The organism is Lacrimispora sphenoides JCM 1415 (assembly GCF_900105615.1).
GTDB classification, from domain to species: domain Bacteria; phylum Bacillota; class Clostridia; order Lachnospirales; family Lachnospiraceae; genus Lacrimispora; species Lacrimispora sphenoides.
Genome location: NZ_LT630003.1, coordinates 140,349 through 157,882, shown reverse-complemented (window position 1 = coordinate 157,882; position 17,534 = coordinate 140,349). Strand labels below are relative to the sequence as shown.

Annotated in this window: 14 protein-coding genes; 3 read left to right on the top strand and 11 right to left on the bottom strand. The window is 45.2% G+C overall.

Translation table 11 applies throughout. The features are described 5' to 3' along the window. Positions 1-109: 109 nt before the first annotated feature. Positions 110-691 carry a hydrolase gene (locus BMX69_RS00635; protein WP_100041252.1) on the bottom strand — a complete coding sequence of 194 codons (582 nt, stop codon included), beginning with the start codon at positions 689-691 and terminating at the stop codon, positions 110-112. A 44-nt stretch (positions 692-735) separates the two neighbouring features. After that, the gene (locus BMX69_RS00630) at positions 736-1,203 is read right to left on the bottom strand and encodes a 2-thiouracil desulfurase family protein (RefSeq protein ID WP_100041251.1); all 468 of its coding nucleotides are present in this window, start codon (positions 1,201-1,203) and stop codon (positions 736-738) included. Between the two features lie 471 nt (positions 1,204-1,674). Here BMX69_RS00630 and xdh point away from each other — a divergent pair, with 471 nt between their 5' ends. The 3 genes from xdh (at position 1,675) to BMX69_RS00615 (ending at position 6,703) form a co-directional block, all read left to right on the top strand. Continuing rightward, positions 1,675-4,293, top strand: coding sequence for a selenium-dependent xanthine dehydrogenase (gene xdh / locus BMX69_RS00625; protein ID WP_054790666.1), 2,619 nt, complete (start codon positions 1,675-1,677; stop codon positions 4,291-4,293). An 86-nt stretch (positions 4,294-4,379) separates the two neighbouring features. Then, positions 4,380-5,408, top strand: a complete 1,029-nt coding sequence (locus tag BMX69_RS00620) for an XdhC family protein (protein ID WP_100041250.1) — start codon at positions 4,380-4,382, stop codon at positions 5,406-5,408. A 101-nt stretch (positions 5,409-5,509) separates the two neighbouring features. Then, on the top strand, positions 5,510-6,703 hold the full coding sequence (locus BMX69_RS00615; RefSeq protein WP_100041249.1) for an FprA family A-type flavoprotein: 1,194 nt from the start codon (positions 5,510-5,512) through the stop codon (positions 6,701-6,703). A gap of 95 nt (positions 6,704-6,798) precedes the next feature. Here the strand turns inward: BMX69_RS00615 and BMX69_RS00610 are convergent, their stop codons facing one another. The 9 genes from BMX69_RS00610 to BMX69_RS00570 all read right to left on the bottom strand — a co-directional run bounded on the left by BMX69_RS00610 (position 6,799) and on the right by BMX69_RS00570 (position 17,310). Further along, the gene (locus BMX69_RS00610; protein WP_100041248.1) at positions 6,799-8,835 is read right to left on the bottom strand and encodes a beta-galactosidase; all 2,037 of its coding nucleotides are present in this window, start codon (positions 8,833-8,835) and stop codon (positions 6,799-6,801) included. A gap of 82 nt (positions 8,836-8,917) precedes the next feature. Then, complete coding sequence (locus BMX69_RS00605; protein ID WP_025231634.1) at positions 8,918-9,724, bottom strand: carbohydrate ABC transporter permease; 807 nt, start codon at positions 9,722-9,724, stop codon at positions 8,918-8,920. Further along, positions 9,717-10,610, bottom strand: a complete 894-nt coding sequence (locus tag BMX69_RS00600; protein ID WP_100041247.1) for a carbohydrate ABC transporter permease — start codon at positions 10,608-10,610, stop codon at positions 9,717-9,719. Before BMX69_RS00600 ends, BMX69_RS00605 begins: the two co-directional genes overlap by 8 nt. A gap of 24 nt (positions 10,611-10,634) precedes the next feature. After that, on the bottom strand, positions 10,635-11,954 hold the full coding sequence (locus BMX69_RS00595) for an ABC transporter substrate-binding protein (RefSeq protein ID WP_054790662.1): 1,320 nt from the start codon (positions 11,952-11,954) through the stop codon (positions 10,635-10,637). Between the two features lie 121 nt (positions 11,955-12,075). Then, the gene (locus BMX69_RS00590) at positions 12,076-13,089 is read right to left on the bottom strand and encodes an AraC family transcriptional regulator (protein ID WP_054790661.1); all 1,014 of its coding nucleotides are present in this window, start codon (positions 13,087-13,089) and stop codon (positions 12,076-12,078) included. Between the two features lie 107 nt (positions 13,090-13,196). Further along, positions 13,197-13,709, bottom strand: a complete 513-nt coding sequence (locus tag BMX69_RS00585; protein ID WP_054790660.1) for a ferritin — start codon at positions 13,707-13,709, stop codon at positions 13,197-13,199. Between the two features lie 250 nt (positions 13,710-13,959). Continuing rightward, positions 13,960-16,137: a protein translocase subunit SecF gene (gene secF / locus BMX69_RS00580; protein WP_100041246.1), complete on the bottom strand. Its 2,178-nt coding sequence runs from the start codon at positions 16,135-16,137 to the stop codon at positions 13,960-13,962. A gap of 37 nt (positions 16,138-16,174) precedes the next feature. After that, entirely contained in the window at positions 16,175-16,603 is a 429-nt protein-coding gene (locus BMX69_RS00575; protein WP_100041245.1) for a hypothetical protein, read from the bottom strand. A 131-nt stretch (positions 16,604-16,734) separates the two neighbouring features. Further along, the gene (locus tag BMX69_RS00570; RefSeq protein ID WP_100041244.1) at positions 16,735-17,310 is read right to left on the bottom strand and encodes a MarR family winged helix-turn-helix transcriptional regulator; all 576 of its coding nucleotides are present in this window, start codon (positions 17,308-17,310) and stop codon (positions 16,735-16,737) included. Between the last annotated feature and the right edge of the window lie 224 nt (positions 17,311-17,534).

Sequence of the window (17,534 nt, the reverse complement as noted above, 5' to 3'; positions counted from 1 at the left end):
TCTGATACAGGTTATCATTACATATTTAACGGAAATAATATCCTAATTGGTATCAGCTGTCAAGTATTTTTCGATAATCATGCATATTTTTCCATTTTTATGCATAAACTTACCCCTCCATTTCCCGGTTTACCTTCTCTTCGCAGGAACGCATGGCAAGGATGGTTTTTTCAAACAGCTCATCAAGAGTCCAGCCTAAATTCTCTGCGCCTGACGCGATTACTTCCCTGGAACAGCCTGCCGCAAACTTCTTGTCCTTAAATTTTTTCTTAAGGCTTGAGACTTCCAAGTCCATCACGCTTTTTGAAGGGCGCATCCTGGCGGCTGCTCCGATGAGCCCGGTCAACTCATCCGCTGCAAACATGATCTTTTCCATCATATGCTCCGGCTCTACCTCAGAACAGATACCGTAGCCATGGCTGCATATGGCATGAACGAGTTCTTCTTCCGCACCGATTTCGGAAAGAAGCTCCGGGGCCTTTTTACAGTGTTCCTCGGGAAACTGTTCAAAATCCACATCATGAAGAAGCCCTGCGATTCCCCAGAATTCTTCCTCTGATCCAAAACCCATTGCTCCTGCGTACCAGCGCATTACTCCTTCTACGGTCAGACCGTGAAGCAGATGAAACGGTTCCTTATTATATTTCTTAAGTAACTCCAGTGCCTGTTGTCTTGTGATTGCTGTATTCATAGCGTCTTGTCTCCTTATCTATAAAATTTAGCTTTTTGTTTCCTTTAAAAGGACTCTATGCTGCTTTCTCCTGATACGAGAATTCCGTTTTCTTCCAAAAGCCTTGCGGTCACCCCATCTCCTGGAACCTTTGTCCCTGAAAACGTCCCGTCATAAATGCACCCATGGCCGCAGGACGGACTCCGTTCCTTCAAAATTGCCCGCTTACAACCATATAGCCTTGCCAGTTTCAAGGTTTCCTCTGCTCCCTTTATAAAGCTGTCTGTCACGTCTTTTCCTGACCGGTCCACCACGCGGATCTCATCGTGATCACCTGTTACGACTTTAATAATCTGCTCCGCAGGCTCTCTTGGCGTCTCTAAACCTCCAAGCTGCTCCGGACAGACCGGTATGAAATTGTATTTCTCTATAAGCCTGATCAGGCTCTCCTGCCTGCCATTTCCGCCGTCATAGCGGCAATTGACTCCCAGCAGGCAGGCACTCACCAGAATGTTTTCTTTTTCTCCGCCCATCTTCCGCCTCCTTTTTCCTAACTTCTTTCACACCTTTTTGTAAAAAAACATCCTCCAGGCAAAAGCCCAGAGGACATCAATTCTTAGTCTCTTTTCATTATAGCACACGGAGTAAAATTTGCAATATTTTTGAAGTTCAAAATATTTTTCCAGTATATAAAAATTTGTTAGATAACTCTTAAAAACCCCTTTATTTTCCAGCTTTACTTATAGATTTTATCTATAAGTAAAAGTGAGGAAACCTCCTGTTTAAGCGAAAAAACGCATGTTCTAACTTTTTTTGTATGTGACTAAAAATTTTTTATATTTTCATAGAATATCAATTGTTTTTGTATCGTTTATATGTTAAAATGTATGAGAAAGAAGAATCACAAACGCCATTTTTAACAAAATTATGCAAGAAAGTATTGTTAAAAACAATGTGCGGAATTATATAATATCAACTAAGAATGAAGAGAGAGAGGTATTGTCATGTATGTAGTAAATGTCAACGGCAAGGATTACCAGTCAGAAGAAGATTTAACATTAATGGATTTTCTCAGAAACAGGCTTGGTATCACTTCCGTTAAAAACGGTTGTAAGGAAGGTGCCTGCGGTACATGTACAGTAATAGTGGATGGGAAGACTGTCCGTGCCTGCATACTGAAATTGTCCAAACTGGAGGGCAAGAAGGTGCAGACCATAGAAGGATTTACACAGAGAGAACGGGATGTCTTTGTCTATGCCTTTGCGGCAGCCGGCGCCGTACAGTGCGGTTTTTGCATTCCGGGCATGGTGATCAGCGGCAAGTGCTTAATTGACCAGAATCCTAATCCAACCAGAGATGATGTAAAACAGGCGATCCGCACAAATATATGCCGTTGTACAGGCTATACCAAAATAGAAGACGGCATTTTGCTGGCAGCAAAAATGTTCAATGAAAATTTAGAGGTTCCTGAACTTAAGCAGACTGCTGCCATAGGAGAAAGAACCTGCCGTGTGGATGCGGAAGCAAAAACACTGGGTACTGCCAAATATGCGGATGATTATTATCTGGAAGGCATGCTTTACGGAAAGAACGTGTTCACCAAATATGCACGCGCTAAAATAAATGGAATTGATACCAGCAAGGCTCTTGCAATGCCCGGCGTAGTCGCTGTCTATACGGCAAAGGACATTCCTGGAGACAGGTATATCGGACATCTGGCACATGACTGGCCCGGTATGATCGATGTAGGCGAAGAGACAAAATGCATCGGTGACACCCTTGCTATCGTTGTGGCTGAAACAATGGAACAGGCGTTGGAGGCAGTGAAAGCTGTTGAAATAGATTGTGAAGAATTAGAGCCAATCCGCTCCCCAAGGGAAGCCATGGTACCAGGCGCTCACCAGGTACATGGCGAAGGCTTTATGCATTTTGGCAAATTCAGAACTCCGGTAAATAACCTGCTTGACCACGAGGAGGTTAAACGGGGTGACGCAGAGGCAGCTCTTGCAAAATCCAAGTATGTTGCAGAAGGCACCTTCTTCGTTCCGCCAACAGAGCATGCGTTCATGGAACCGGAAACTGCTGTTGGTATTCCTGACGGCGACGGTGTTAAGGTAATTACCGGAGCACAGGGTATTTATGATGAACATCACGAATTAAGTGCATATCTTGGCCTCCCTCTGGAGAAAGTAAGAATTCAGAGTGCTTTTGTCGGCGGCGGCTTCGGCGGAAAGGAAGATATGAGCGTTCAGCACCAGGCTGCTCTTTGTGCTTATTTATCAAAGAGACCTGTAAAAGTATCCTTCTCCCGTCAGGAAAGCATTAATTATCATCCAAAGCGTCACGCCATGGAAATCTACTGCAAGATCGGCTGTGATGAAAACGGTATTATCCAGGGCATGAAGGCAAGGCTTCTCTCTGATACGGGAGCTTATGCTTCTTTAGGCGGACCTGTACTTCAAAGAGCCTGTACCCATGCGGGCGGTCCATATAATTACCAGAACGTGGACATTGAAGGAGATGCTTACTATACCAACAATCCGCCTGCAGGTGCATTCCGCGGGTTCGGCGTAACACAGTCCTGTATGTCAACGGAAGCTTTGATCAACCAGTTAGCAGATCAGATGGGAATATCCGGCTGGGAGATCCGTTACCGCAATGCCATCAGACCAGGCCAGTCCCTTCCTAACGGGCAGATCGCCGATGAAGGCACCGGTATGGTGGAAACCCTGGAAGCAGTAAAAGAAGATTTTGAAAAATATGAGGCAGACCCAAATTATTTCGTAGGAATTGCATCTGCCATGAAGAACGCAGGAATCGGTGTCGGCCTTGCAGACGTAGGCCGCTGTATCTTAAGAGTACGTGACGGAAAAGTTGTTACAGGTTCTTCTGCTGCTGCCATCGGCCAGGGACTTCAGACCATAACCTTACAGATGGTCTGTCAGACCACAGGTCTTACACCGGAACAGGTAATCATTGGACATCCGGATACAAAATACACACCAGACTCCGGAACCACAACCGCCTCCCGCCAGACCGTATTTACAGGAGAAGCAATCCACATTGCCGCAATGAAACTGAAAGAGGATTTGGATGCAGGACATTCCTTAAGTGATCTGGAAGGCAAAGAATATTATGGCGAATTTGATTTTAAGACAGATCCTATCGGCAGCGATAAGCCAAATCCGGTAAGTCATATTGCTTATGGATATGCAACTCAGCTTTATGTTCTTGACACCGAAGGAAAAGTTGTCAATGTAATTGCAGCCCATGACTTAGGCAAAGCCATCAATCCACTTGCTGCAGAAGGCCAGGTAGAAGGCGGCGTTGCAATGGGCCTTGGTTATGGACTGACAGAGGACTTCCCATTAAAGGACGGCGTTCCTCAGGCTAAATTAGGTACTTTAGGCCTCTTTAAAGCACCTCAGATGCCTCCTGTTGACGTACGGTTCATTGAAAAGAATCCATCTGATGTAGCATTTGGAGCAAAAGGCGTAGGCGAGATCGTATGTGTTATGGGAGCACCTGCTTTGCAGAATGCTTATTTCAAGAAGGATGGCGTATTCCGTTACAAACTTCCTTTGGACAATACGTTCTACCGTAAACCAAAGCCAGCAAAATAAATAGTTACCAGAATACCCAAAAAAGGGCGGAATGTATACCGCCCTTTTTTATTACAAAAGCGCGAGGCAGCAAAAGGAGTACTCATATGACAGATTTTTATGAAGAATTAAAAAATGCCGATAAAAACACGAACTTAGTCAGCCTGACAATCGTCGAAGGACAGGGGCTTGGAGCCAAAGCCCTGTGGTCGAATGGAGAAATCATCTGCAGTCAGGGGGATGAAAAGGCTTTTGATGCTTTTTCAGAGGATTTAAAGAGCATTGACAAAACCCAGACCATAAAATCTCAGGACAGCACTCTGTTCTGCGAATTTGTGACAGGAGAAAAGTATATGGTGGTATGCGGGGCCGGCCATATTTCCATCCCAATCATCAGAATCGGAAAGATGCTGGGATTCCATGTTACAGTAATTGATGACCGGTTATCTTTTGCCAATACCGCAAGAAAAGAAGGGGCTGACACCGTTATCTGCAAGCCTTTTGGGGAAGCCTTAGAAGAGATCAATGGAAGCACCGGCCATTACTTTATCATCGTCACCAGAGGACACCGGTATGACCAGGACTGTTTATCCCAGATCATCGGCAAAAAAAATGCCTACATCGGTATGATCGGCAGCAAAGTCAGGGTAAAGCTTGTAAAGGATTTTTTAGCAGACGAAGGAATCAGCAGAGAGCTGCTTGACCAGGTTTACACACCTATCGGACTAAAGATCAACGCCCAGACCCCGGAGGAAATCGCCGTGGCAATTATGGCAGAGATCATTCAGGTTAAAAACGGAAGTAAAAAAAGCTTTGGATATCCAAAGGAAATCCTTGACGGTCTCACTTCCCAGGAGTTATCTGACATGCCAAAATCCCTTGTTACCATCGTTTCCAGAAAAGGCTCCGCTCCCAGGGATGTAGGCTCAAAGATGGTTGTCATGCTTGACGGGAGCACCATCGGGACCATCGGAGGCGGCTGTGTGGAATCTGAGGTGTGCACCGCAGCAAGAGAAGTTGCCAGAGATAAAAAGCCGGTATTAATGAAGGTTGACATGACTCCGGGCAACGCGGAGGACGAAGGCATGGTATGCGGAGGCGTTGTAGAAGTATATATTGAGCCGGTCTTAAGCTGAACACACAAATTGGCCTTTAAAAAACACAATGACATTTTCTGAAATTTATAGTATACTTCTATAGATGGATTAGTATGAACGAAAGAAAGGAAGGCTGCACCATGTATTGTGTAAAAACTATTAAAGATGATTTGTTCTGGGTTGGAGGAAGTGACCGCCGTCTTGCCCTGTTCGAAAACGCCTACCCCATTCCGAAAGGGATTTCCTATAACTCCTATGTCCTGCTAGATGAAAAAACAATACTTTTTGATACTGTTGACCGGGCTATCACCGGACAGTTTTTGGAAAATGTGGAAGCAGTCCTTGGAGGGCGGAATCTGGATTATATCATTGTAAATCATATGGAGCCGGACCACTGTGCCACTTTGGGTGAAATGGTCAGAAGGTATCCGGATGTAAAGGTGATCTGCAATGCCAAGACAATCCCGATCATCAACCAGTTTTACGAATTCGGCGTTGATTCCAGAGCTGTCGTCGTGAAGGAGGGGGACACGTTCTGCTCCGGCAAACATACCTTTACATTTTATATGGCTCCCATGGTTCACTGGCCGGAAGTAATGGTCACCTACGATACCACGGATAAGGTTCTTTTTTCAGCCGACGCCTTTGGCGCTATGAACGGAAACTTATTTGCAGATGAAGTAAATTTTGAACGGGAATGGCTTGATGAAGCCAGAAGATACTATTCCAATATTGTAGGAAAATACGGACCGTCTACCCAGACTCTTTTAAAGAAAATCGCTGGTCTGGACATTCAGTTCCTTTGCCCTCTTCACGGACCTGTATGGCGTTCCGACATTTGCTGGTATATGGATAAGTATCTTAAATGGAGCAGCTATACTCCGGAAGAGAATGCTGTGATGATCGCCTATGGCTCCATCTACGGCAATACGGAGAATGCCGCCAACATCCTGGCATGCCGCCTGGCAGAACGCGGCATCCACAACATTGTCATGTATGATGTATCCAATACCCATCCGTCTGTGCTCATTTCAGAAGCATTCCGCTGCAGCCATCTGGTATTTGCTTCAGCCACCTATAACGGAGGTATTTTCAGCAGCATGGAACACCTGCTTCTGGATATGAAAGCCCATAACGTACAAAACCGCACCGTAGCCCTTATGGAAAACGGTTCCTGGGGTATCATGGCAGGCAAGAAAATGACTGAGATTATTTCTGAAATGAAAAATATGACCATACTGGATCAGACCATTACCATCAAATCATCTATAAAAGAGGATCAGCTGGCTGATATCGGGGCTTTGGCCAATGCCATCGCAGAATCCATAAAGTAAATTCTCAAAAAATACCGGGGAAACAGCCTGAAGCAGCCGTTTCCCCGGTATTCCTCATTTACCTGTTCTTACTGATATCGATTCGGGATATTCCTTCAGTTTTGGTGCAGATCTCTCTTTATAATCACCGTCCCATATGATTCTATTTCACCCTTCCCAGAAATCTCCCCAAGCAGAACCATCCCCTCCGTAAGACAGTCCAAAAGCTTCTGTTCCAGCGCAATCGGTTTTTGGCTGAAATTCTGCAAAAACAGATACTCATACTGATCCGATTCCCTGGAAGTCACTTCAACCTCTTCCGGTATCCTCCCTTCCACAAGAGGCTTAATTCCGGCTTCACAAGTCACATTCCAAAATAAATCATCATAAAAATCCTGCCCGGCATCTGCGCATACATAAAAGGCAGTTCCGCTTCCATAGTGATTTTTCGTAAGGGCCGGATATCCCTTATAAAAATCATTTTCATATACCATAAGGGCTTCTGCCCCTTCTAGCCTCACCAGATCGCAGAGATTACGGCACTCATACCGGTCTCCTTTTTCTCCGGAGGCAGGAACCATATAATTGCTCTCCCAGTCATAGAGTCCGTCGATTTCCGTGCTGCGAAGCCCTACCACTTCCCGGAGCCCATGGGGAACGCCTCCAGGAAGGCACCTGTCTGATTCATCCACGATTCCGGACCAGTAGGTCGTTACCAGTTGTCCGCCATTACGGACAAACCCTTCGATTTTTTCCTCAATCCTGCTGCGGTATAAGTAAAGCATGGGAGCGGCCACAAGCTGGTAATCCTCCAGGCCGTCATCCATGGTAATCACATCCACATTAAATCCCAGCTTTTTTATAGCGCTATAGACCTTTACACAGGTCTCATGATAATAAAGTCCTTTATTTCTGGGACCTTGTGCATCTTCCATTGCCCAGCGGTTTTCCATATCATAGATCAGGGCTGTTTTGGGCCGCACTCCTGTCCCGTACAATTCCCCTAAAAGGGCAAGCTCTTTTCCTATGGAGCTGACCTCCTCAAATACTCTGGTGTCTGTCTTTCCATAATGGTCAATGACTGCTCCGTGGAACTTTTCAGAGCTTCCCGGGCTTTGGCGGATCTGGAAATACAAGACGCTGTCCGACCCGTGGGCAACTGCCTGCCAGGAAGCCACCCTTAAAAGGCCGGGTTTTTTAAGCTTACTGACACCCTGCCAGTTTGTGCTGCTTGGACAGGATTCCATGAGCAGAAACGGTTTCTTCTTTAAGCTTCTCATGAAATCATGCTGCATGCCGTTGTCCCTGGCTGTTAGAATCTCCTTTTCTTTGTGCCACAAAGGATAGGTGTCCCAGGAAACCACATCCACTGCTTGAGAAAGCTTCCGGTAATTAAGCCCCTGATAGTCATACATAAAATTGGTGGTAACAGGCTGTTTTGCTCCCGCTTCCCGCAAAGAGGCAGCCTCCCACCGGACAAAATCCATGGTCTGATCCGTCACAAACCGTTTCCAGTCCAGGTTTAATCCATGTACCATGCTCTCTCCTATGGCGGAGGGGCTTTCCACCTGGTCAAAGGACTGATAGCCGTGGCTCCAGAATGCCGTGCACCAGTTTCTGTTTAAGCGGTCGATGGAACCATACCTCTGCTCCAGCCATTTCCGGAACGCATCCTGGCACAATGGACAGTAACACTCACCGCCGTATTCATTGGAAAGATGCCAAAGAAGAACTCCAGGATGAGAGCCAAACTCCTTAACCAGCCTTTCGTTGATACGTTTTACCTTTTCCCTGTATACAGGAGAGGTGTAGCAATGATTATGACGTCCCCCAAAACGCTGGCGCCTCCCTGTATCATCCACCCGGAGTACCTCCGGATATTTGTCTGCAAGCCATTTGGGACGGGCACCGGATGGGGTACCCAGGATGGTGTATATTCCATTTTCATAGAGCTGATCCAGCCGTTCCTTTAACCAGTAAAACTCAAATTTTCCTTCCTCCGGCTCCAGGAAGGACCAGGCAAACATCCCCATGGTAACCGTATTGATCCCGGCCTTTTTCATATATTCCAAATCCTTTTCAAGAATCTCAGGCTCTTGAAGCCATTGTTCCGGGCTGTAATCCCCTCCGTGCCATATGCCAAGATTTTTCATATTTTCTTGCTCCTTTTCTTCATAAAAATACCGCAGCCGATTCCATATCCGGAAGCCGGCCGCGGCATCTGATTTGATTTTTTTATTTTACTGCTCCTGTGATACCTTCTGCAAAGCTTCTTTGCAGCAGGAAGAAAACGATTACTGTAGGAATGGTGCAGACTAATACTGCCAGCATAAGGATACCATAATCGGTCACATATCCTTCCGTTAAGTTGGCCACAAGCATTGGCATGGTAATGCTGCTTGCATCGGACATGATCACCTTAGGCCAAAGGTAACTGTTCCAGGCGCTCATAAAGGTAATGGTCATAGCTGCCGCATAAGTGGAGCGCATGGTAGGCAGAAACATCCGATAGAAAATCTGGAACTCACTTAACCCGTCAAGCCTTGCCGCCTCCATGATATCCGACGGAAAGGATCTTGCACTCTGGCGGAACATCATAATCAGAAACGGGGTGGATATGGTGGGAAGGATAAATCCCAGGGTACTGTTTAACAGCCTTGCACTTGAAAACATCCGGTAAAGGGGAATCATGGTGGCTGCAAAGGGAACCATCATGGCCAGCAGGATCACGCTCATGACCCGGTCCTTTGCCTTGTCATGAAAGACTTCAAACCCATATCCTGCGATGGAACAGACCAGCAGGGAGAAAAACGTCATGATAATGGAATATTTAAAGGAATTCCCAAGGGCTGTGGCAACATTCTGGGAAGCGAACAGCTTCTTCACATTGTCAAAAAGTGCTGTTCCGAATATCAGGGTCCCTCTGGTCACATCCACGCTTTTATTGGTAGCCGCAACCATCATCCAGTACAGGGGAAACACTGAGATGACAGAAACAATGGTCAAAAATGCATATGCAAAAAACTTTTTTCCCTTAGTCACGCTTATCACCTACCTTCAGCTGTATAAATGCAAGAACTGCAACCAGAATCAGGATCAGGTAAGACATAGAAGCTGCATACCCGAAGTTTGGCACATACTTGAATGATACATTATAAATATAGTGGGACATGGTAATGGTGGAATTAGCCGGTCCGCCGTTTGTTAAGTTCACGGACTCATCAAACAGCTGCAGGGTACCGTTGGTGGACATGATGGCCGTCAGCAGAATGGTGGGCTTTAAAAGCGGAATCGTAATCCGGAAGAAGGACTGAATTGGAGAGGCTCCGTCAATTTTTGCCGCTTCATACACGGAATACTCAATGTTCTGTAAGCCGGATAGATAAAACACCATATTATAGCCTGTCCACCTCCAGATGAGGGCAAGGATAATTACGATCCTTGCAGAATTTGGATGACCCAGGAAGTTGTATCCTGTGGTCAATATTCCAAGCTTCATCAGAACGATATTGACCAGCCCATCCACTGCAAACAGGGAACGGAAAATTACTGCATAGGATACGAGGGAGGTTGCACAGGGCAGAAAAATCGCAGTACGGAAAAGCCCTTTGAACCGCAGGTCTTTATTGTTCAGCAGAGAAGCCAGGACCAGAGCCGATACAAGCATGATCGGTACCTGTATGATCAGGTAAATAAAATTGTTTTTTAGAGCCTGCATAAAAACAGGATCCTTGAACATTCTTACATAATTGGTCCCGCCTGTCCACTTCATTGCCGCGCCGATTCCTGTCTGAAAGGAAAGGAACAGTGCCTGGATCATGGGCAGAAAGCTCATAACCGCAATCAGGATGACCGCAGGCGTTAAAAATGTCCAGCCCGCAAGACTCTGCTTCTGGCCTAAGGACAGCTTTTTCTTCGAATTTCCCACTGAAATGCCTCCTCCCTCTTATTTTTATTTACCCATTGCAAACTTAACTGTATCTTCTGCTGTTTTAATCTCTGAATCTATGTCAGCTCCTGAGACTACATGAGTAATGGCAGTTGCAACCGCATCACGGGCCTCATAATAATAAACGCCGGTATTATTGGAAGGAACCTTTGATGCAAACTCTGTGATCTGTGCATATACCGGCTTTCCTCCGAAGAATGTCTGAGGTTCTCCATAAACCTTACTGTCCGCTGCCGGAAGATACGTTGCCAGTGCTCCGGATTTTGGAAGAATGGTCTCATAGAAAGGAACGCTTCCTGCAAAGGTCTTTGACAGGAAATCTGCAGCCAGTTCCGGATTCTTGCTTCCGGCAGTGACTGCCCAGCTGGAACCACCGTTGTTGGAATAATTGGTTGCATCGTTTACACCCTCAAGCTTCGGGATATTGGTAATCGCCCAATTGCCGGACTGGTCTTCTGCGGTCTGGATGCTCGCCATAATCCAGCAGCCGTTGATCGTTCCTGCCACTGTGCTGTTTGTCATGGTTCCAACATACTGATCCCAGTCATTGACTTCCACAAGCACGCCGCTCTTAACAAGGGAAACATAGGTTTCAATAACCTTTTTCAGCTTATCATTTCCAACCATGCTTGGGTTCCCGTCCTTATCAAAGAGGCTTCCCCCTGCGGACTGGAGCATGATCATGATCAGATCAGACTCTCCTGCTGTACAGGATAACAGAGGTTTTCCTGTCTTTGCTAAAATCTCCTCGCCCATGGACTGATACTTGCTCCAGGTAATATCTGTAAAGTCTGCTTCCGTATATCCGGCTTCTTTTAATACATCGGTACGATAGGCTGCAATCGCAGCTCCGTTATCAAAGGGAACTCCGTAGTTTTTCCCATCTACAACAGAGTAGGCAGTTTTAGCATTTGGGAACTTTGAAAAATCAACTCCGCTTCCGGTTAAATCCTTAAAGGCGTCAGGGTAGCTGATTACATTCTTCTGAAATGCATTATCCTGCATTAACAGGATATCAGGAAGAGTATCCAGGTTTTTAGAAGTAGCCGCCGTCGTCAGCTTGGTCTGCACGTCAGCCCAGGGCGTCTCCACTACATTCAGCTTGAAATCCGGATGATCCTTCTGGTACACCTTTGCCGCTTCTTCCATTGCATAAATGTTAAATGCAGGATCCCAGCACCAGACAGTCAGTTCGTTTGCGGCCTTAGCCCCATCTCCTGTCTTTCCTCCTGCATTCTGTCCTGCACCGCCAGAACTCCCGCAGGCTGTCAGGGAAGCCATCATGGCTCCGGCCAGTAATATGGATGCAATTCTTCTCTTCATAGCAAAACTCCTCCTCTTTCATAAAAAAATTGGCTTGTATGATAAATTCATTATACCAATGTTTTTTGATTAAAAGTCTTTAGATTCAATTAAAAAACGCGCATATTCGATCATTAATCCCTTAATCCCAGCCTTTTTGAGCGCTGATTCTGTAGTGGAGCAGCTTTCCCTCATAATTTTCTTTTGATTTTTTCCATTGATAAGGGGAAACATTTAATATTTTTCTAAAATTCCGGTTAAATGCAGAAATTGAAGCAAATCCCGACTCCTCTCCAACCTCTTCCATGGATTTCCCTGTCTTTTTCAGCAGTTCACAGGCACTCCGAACCCGGATTAAGTTGATATAGTCCAAAGGCTTCATATTCATTCCCTCTTCAAAAACACGGCGGAAATGGCTTTCACTCATGTTGCAGGCCTCTGCCAGACTGCTGACCTTGATTTCCTGGTGATAATGCGTTGCAACATAATCCAGGGCTCCTGCTAAAACGGCGGTACTGCCCCTGCCTCCTACGATCCGCTCCTCATCATCGGAAAGCCGCAGAAGTTCCACCACAAAAGCATTAAGATAGCCTCGAATGCTGTCTTTGTAATAAGGCTTTTTATGCCGCGCTTCTTCCATAATCCCTAAAATCAGTCTGGACAGGCCGGGATTGTCCTCTTCTGACAGAAGGTACCCGGTTCGATGGAGCCTTTTTAATATGGTGCTTTGGTGCACCGGGTCATGGCCGTACACTTCAGATACTGTTTTTTCCAGGTCAATGTACATCCACTCCCAATACCCCTTTGTCCCATCCACAGAGTTCGTGGTATGAGGAAGCCTTGGCGGTACGATCATCATGGAATGGCTGGAAAAAGGAAGGCGTTCCTGCCCCAGGACCACTTCTCCGTCCCCCCAGTGGCAATATCCGATTTCCATAAGATCGTGAAAATGAAGGTATTTGATATCTTTCCCATATTCCCGGATCCAATCCTCCCCCAATAGAGCCAGAACCACTTCCGTCTCCGGAATCACATAGTAGCGCAATTCCACCTTCTCCCTTTGTTTTGCCACAAACATCTTTCCCCCTTTGTCCAGATTGTTTCTAAAGCAGCCGCAGCTTTTGGCGGTAAAAACAGAAAAAGCATCCCCTGCCATGAAACATTGCTTCTATCATGGCAGAGACTGCTCTTCTTTTGTTTATGGTTATGATACCGTATAGAGTCAATCGGATATTCGCAATCCGCGACCCTGCTTGCTGAGGTTTAAATTACAAGAGAGGGCGGCGTATAAACCCTTGCCGTCAACTCCGAATCCAGCAAATACAATCCCTTGGGATCATTTCCAAATAAGTCATATCTCTTTATAATCTCGTCCGTATTTTTTTCCTCTTCATTCTGTTCTTTTACGAACCAGTCAAGGAACTGCATGGTACGGAAATCTTTTAATTCGTAAGCTGCTCCGTAAATATCATGAATGGAAGCCGTTACCTTCACCTCATGTTCATAGGCAGCCATGGCCGGCTGGCGGAAATCCGTGTAAACAAAATCAGGAGCCTTAATATCTTCCAGTACAACCTTTTCGCCGTTGTTAAGTAAATAATTCATAAAGAGCATGGCATGATCCCGCTCTTCCTGGGTCTGGATCTTAAACCAGTTAGCAAAACCGTTTAAATTACTGTCCGCATAATAGTTTGCTATATCCAGATAGATGTATGCCGAATACAGTTCAAAATTGATCTGTTTGTTAATTTTTGCAACAATTTCTTTATTTAACAAAATCTACGCCTCCTTTTTCCTTGTTTTGTTTTTTTCTATCAGATTGAATTGGCATTCAAAATGATATGTTATATTCTAACATTTATTACCAAATTATTCAATGGTGTAATAAAAATTATTTATTTTAAATAGCGTCTGATAATATCCCGATCTGGCATTATTTATAAACATCTTCACGAAAAAGGCCGCTGCTTTGTCCCCGATTCCTCAATGGCAAAGCAGCGGCCCTTACAGGCTCAAAAATCGCTTTTTACTTTTTAGCTTTAACTTTAACTTTTCTATTCTCCCACATAGCCCAAAGCGTACCTGCCACGCAAATGGAGGAGTAGCATCCGGTCAGGATACCAAAGAACATTGGAAGTGAGAACTCCAAAATAGACCCGATCTGGAAGTAAACGGAAGCTGCCAGAATGATAAGCACACAGATTCCCGTGGTACAGGATGTATTGATGGACCTTCCAAGGGTCTGGGTGGTACTGATATTTACCAGCTCATCGACCGGCATTTTGGTATCCTTCTTTCTGTTTTCACGGATTCGGTCATAGATAACGATGGTATCGTTGATGGAATAACCGATTATCGTCAGGACGACCGCCACAAAAGCATCGTTTAACGGAATCCGGAACAGCACGAATACAAAGAACACCACAATTACATCATGGAGCAGCGCAATCATTGCAGTAACTCCTGCAGGAAGGCCGGATATTGCTGAAAACCGGATCCAAACATAAATAACAATGAAAAGCAGAGAAAGTACAATAGCAACCGCTGCATTCTTCATTGCCTTTGCTCCGATATAAGGCTCAACTACATAGGTCTCTGACAGTTTTGCATCTGCATTGTCAGAGGTACTGTTGATGGCATCCGTTACCTTTTTCTGATCTTCCGGAGACATACCTGAATTTCCCGCAAGTGTGACGGAAAGTCTCTTAAGCCCGGTCATGTTATCTTCCTTGATCTGAACAGTAACCGGCCGGTTTGTCTCTCGCTCAATAGCTGCCTGGATCGTACCTGTATCCGCTTCATCTGATACGGAATAGCTTAATACTGCACCTCCGGTAAACTGGGTATCCAGCTTTACTCCAAAAATAAAGCAGCCTGCAATTCCGGAAAGGATGACCGCCCCGGAAATGATTCCAAAAATATATTTCTTTTGATAGAACGGAATGGTTTTTTTATCTTTTCTGATCCGGAACCATTTTTCAGCATTCCATGTATCACTCTGGATCATGGATAATAAAAGCTGCTTGGAAACAGAAACACCTACCAAGAGGTTCACGATCATACCGATCAGCAACGTATAACCAAAGCTCAGCATGGTGCCTGAACCTAAAAACATCAGGATTATTGCAACAATGGCTGTGGTCACATTTCCGTCTAATACAGACGAGAAAGCATTTTTATATCCAGCCAGTATTGCGCCTTTTACGGAAATGCCTTTTTTCAGTTCATCCGAGATACGCTCTGAAATAATGATATTCGTATCCACCGCCATACCTATGGTCAGGATAATACCGGCAATACCCGGAAGGGTTAAGGTGTACTGCGGAATCGAGACGGCAAGCATCTGCAGAACCGTCTGCAGGACCAGAGTGACACAGGCAACAGCGCCTGGCAGCTTGTAAAATACCAGCATAAACAAGCAGATCACTAAAAACGCAGCCAATCCTGCATATATCATAATCGACAAAGCATTGTTTCCAAGAGAAGGGCTTATGGTGGAGAAATTGGTGGTCTTAAGGGAAAATGGAAGAGAGCCTGCATTGATCTTCTCAGCCAGATTCTTTGCATCATCATAATCCTGCATTCCTGTAATAACTGCCTGTCCGCCTGATATCTTAGTCTGTACTGTAGGACTGGAAATCAGATCCTGATCCATGTAAATGCTCATCCGTTTTCCGATCAGCTTTCCTGTCGCATCTTCAAACAGCTTGGAGCCTTCTGCATTAAAGCTAAGAGCTACCTGATAGCTCTTGATCCCGTTGTTATTTGCGGTCTCAGGGGCTGCGTTCTGTACATCTTTTCCCTGGATCAGAACATTACCATCAGGATCCCGGAATGTAAGCTCAGCCATCTCACCTAACTCCGCAATGGCCTCTTCCGGGTTAAAATTGGTCTCACCGGATTTCCATGGGAACCGGACGATGATATATCCTCCGTTTTTATCCACGGTCACTTCGCGGTCAACAATATTCTGGTTATCCATACGGGTCTCTATGACCTGTCTGGCTGTATCAAGTTCCTTTTCTGATGGGGTGCGGTCAAGTCCCTGTGGTTCAAATACTGCCTCTACTCCTCCGCGGATGTCGATACCGTAACGCATTTCACGTACGCCCTTAATACCGCTTCCGGCCCCAAATGCCGCAACACAAATGAGAGCCGCAATTACTATTAAAATTGCAGCAAGCATTTTCTTTCCTGGCTTCATTGGTTATCCTCTTTTCTTATTATAATTTTAAATACTTTTAAATTTTAACCCTTACTCCTTTCTCACCATCCGAATCATGGATGTACCTGATCAGATACTCTCTGCCGGCATACCCCTCCTTCATCAACATGGTTCGTTCCGACCATAAAATAAGCGGGGCAGGCAGGAATAATTCTTTGACCGCCAGATACTTTAATGGTAAGATTCCGATTAAGTACCTGCTCCAGGCATCAACCAGAGTTTCACCCGCAGCCTCTTCCTCTAAGGCTCCCGGAAACTCAGCAACCGCGTCATTCTTTTTCGGATGAGTATATCCTTTTGGCAGGGCCTGCGTTATAATTAAAAACGCCTGTCCAGGATTCCAGTCCATGCCCAGCGCATTCAGTTCTCCAAAAAGTAAGGCAATACAACATAACAGTGCCAGTATCCGGCTGACAGACCTGGTTTTCTTTACCTGGTATTTCAATGGTACTCCTCCTGCGGCAGCCGCATCATAAAACATAATAATCGGATGATATCCTGTTGCATTGTACTACAATTTTTAACGAAACACAACCCTGGTCTTATGGAAAATGCCATATTCATGGCGTAGTTTATTCAGGGGTGAATTTTTTTCAGAATTTGTTCCAGCGAACCTTTTTCATCCTCTGTAAGCGGGGAAAAAATACTGTCATTCTCCCTCTTCCACTCCCTCATATGTTCTTTGGCCGACTCGTATCCCTTACCGGTCAGTGAGATCTTTATGTCTTTTCCTTCATCCTGCTTCCGGCTGATATAGCCCTTTTTCTCCAGCTTTTGCAAAGCCTCCTCCAGCTCTTTAAAAAGCGGCCCGGAATTTTCCTTAAGCTCCTTTTGTGTCAGGTCACCTTTTTCAGCCAATTCTGCCATTATATAAAGCCTGACCCCTTTCCCTCCCTGCTTCCCGGCTTTCCGCTCAGGCAGCAGACAGCTGACATTATTAAAAAGGTGTATCAGTCTGATTTCGGACTGGATATCTTTCCATTCTACCGTTTCAGGATCCATGGCTGGTTCCTTTTTTTCTTCTTTTACCTTCTTCTCTTCCTTTTTTCTCTTTTCCGCCAATGCTCTTCCTTTTCCGCAGTGGGGATCTATTAAAGAACAATGTCTTTTACAGTATGGGCAGTGTTCTTTAGCAAGTATTTCATTTTTCATTCCGGTTCCTCCGTTCGTGCATTATAAAACTTCTATTCCAACATTGCAAAGCTTGCCATTCTCCTTAAATTTCCAGTAATGGCCATGATCCGTTACCATAACAAATCAAATCTTATAACCATTTTATTACTACTTTTTTAATTATGCAAGAGTAAGATCCCCAGGCTCCTGTTCCGGGGAATCCATTGGTGAAATTGCACAACGTTTAAAAGTTCAGTTGCATT